This is a genomic window from Agitococcus lubricus, from assembly GCF_003051055.1.
Lineage (GTDB): Bacteria > Pseudomonadota > Gammaproteobacteria > Pseudomonadales > Moraxellaceae > Agitococcus > Agitococcus lubricus.
The window spans coordinates 1-1,481 of the sequence record NZ_QAON01000059.1 but is presented as its reverse complement, the minus strand read 5'-3'; the positions used below and the strand labels follow the sequence as shown (position 1 = coordinate 1,481).

At 41.3% G+C, this 1,481-nt stretch carries 2 protein-coding genes; both read left to right on the top strand.

What is annotated here, in order from left to right; genetic code table 11:
- Positions 1-72 precede the first annotated feature (72 nt).
- Complete coding sequence (locus C8N29_RS16595) at positions 73-822, top strand: hypothetical protein (protein ID WP_107867174.1); 750 nt, start codon at positions 73-75, stop codon at positions 820-822.
- A complete protein-coding gene (locus tag C8N29_RS16590) occupies positions 822-1,346 on the top strand; it encodes a hypothetical protein (protein WP_107867173.1) in 525 nt (174 codons plus the stop codon). The genes C8N29_RS16595 and C8N29_RS16590 overlap by 1 nt, the downstream gene beginning before the upstream one ends.
- Positions 1,347-1,481 lie beyond the last annotated feature (135 nt).

The window sequence follows — 1,481 nt, the reverse complement described above, 5'->3', positions numbered from 1 at the left end:
CATTGATGATGATTATGTGGCCAAAGAAAAAGCCAAAATTGATCGCACTATACGCCGTTATCGGAGCTAACAATGGCTGATTTATTTTTGCCAATAAAGGCAGCTTTTGGCGAGTATATGGGGCGGTTTAAGCAATCACTGGTCAATACGCATAGTGATACAAATGCGATGCAAGATTTTGACAACAGAGAATTAAAATCAAGCATTGTCTTTGCACCGTCACGCATGGCCGATGCGATAGATGAAATATTAAGCGCATGGCGTAAAAACACCAATGCGAATAAAGCACAAAGTACCGCCTTTTTACCTGTTATTGCCGTGGCGATTGCCCGTGACTATACGCCAGCTTCCCCCAGCCAAGGCATGATGTTGGCTGATCCGATTGATATTAAAATTCCCAATTATCCCGACGAACGTAATTTAAAACTTGAAATCATTCGAGGTCAATTGCGTGTGCAAGTAGTGGTGATTGCACCTGATGATAGTACCGCTAAAAGCCTAATTGCCCGATTTTGTCATTTTGTACGGCGTTATGATAATCGTGGTTTTGATGCGTTATATCGTTTGGCAGGTGTTGATGAGTCTTGGTTTAACGTATGGGATAGCCAAGATATTTATCCTTTATCGGTGAGCATACAGCAAAGCAATGTTGTTATTCAAAAGGTAGATTTACTCTTAAATATTGCTATTCCAATGGTTTATGGTGCAAGTGCCGATGTCAATAGTGGTATTGGCTCAGGTACGCCCGATGATCCCTTTGGTTATCCTGTGTTAACGCAGATTAACATGGGGCAGATTAATATGCCTGATAAGGTGCTGTGATGAGTGATAGCGTTAAAATTAGAGCCATTGTGCATGGTTATAAGGGCGATATGATGTGTGTCTCGGCGGTGATGGACGAGGCCAGTGGATTCTTACTGATTATTGATGCTCAAAAGTTTGATGCAGATATGGACTTTACGCCTGACTTAACCATTTTAACCAATGTTAATTTAATTCCAACATGGACGATGTTTTTTAAAGAGGAACAGTTAAAAGAGGCGATTGAGGCTTATCACTCATTATCTGGCAATGAATTATTAGAGCTAGAAAGTGATGTACAGCGATATGACCCTGTAACGGTTATCCAGTTTAACGGCATGAAGGAAACAGGGGCAGAGTACCGCTTTAATGAGAATATCAGTAATAGCCATGTTGGAGTGTTAATGTGTGCTTTGTACTCTCAGAAACAATTAAAAATTAGAGCCAGTTTATCGGCACAATCACAAGTGATCGAGGGCAACCAACAAAAGCCTAAAAGTAATCCATTTGTGATTGAGCCTGTCACCGTTGGCTGTTTCTTTTAGGGAGTAATCTATGTTGAGTAATGTGGCATTAGCCGTAAGGCGATCAGCCAGAGCCGTGACTTTGAATCATCCTAATCGTATGGGCTGTACCGTATATCGTAAGGTAGTAACACGTACCGAGCCTGATAGTTTAGG

What these genes read in the sequence shown, in the direction of transcription:
- C8N29_RS16595 (WP_107867174.1), top strand. Translation starts at nt 73, where the DNA reads ATGGCTGATTTATTTTTGCCAATAAAGGCAGCTTTTGGCGAGTATATG.
- C8N29_RS16590 (WP_107867173.1), top strand. Translation starts at nt 822, where the DNA reads ATGAGTGATAGCGTTAAAATTAGAGCCATTGTGCATGGTTATAAGGGC.